Genomic DNA, 236 nt, shown 5'->3' with positions numbered 1-236 from the left:
ATAAGGCAGGCGGCTTTTAATCCACCAGCTTGATTGATTTTTACAGCAAAGACATCGGCACAATGATCCGCTGCCAATTGAAACGCATTATATGGATCTTGCACAACTTCATCAGCCATAATAGCCACGTCGAAGTGTTCAGCTAAACGCTTTAACGCTGATTTATTACGCATCGATACTGGTTGCTCGATCAAATCAACGCCGCCGTCCTGCAACAGACTAATACCTTTCATAGC

At 44.1% G+C, this 236-nt stretch carries 1 protein-coding gene; it reads right to left on the bottom strand.

Annotated features, from left to right (window positions below):
- Positions 1-236, bottom strand: a 236-nt coding sequence (locus tag SB725_RS33905) for an enolase C-terminal domain-like protein (protein WP_410923785.1), incomplete at both ends; no start/stop codon positions are given.

Source organism: Pseudomonas sp. SIMBA_041 (assembly GCF_046535095.1).
Classification (GTDB): domain Bacteria; phylum Pseudomonadota; class Gammaproteobacteria; order Pseudomonadales; family Pseudomonadaceae; genus Aquipseudomonas; species Aquipseudomonas mucoides.
This window is presented reverse-complemented; position numbering and strand designations above follow the sequence as displayed.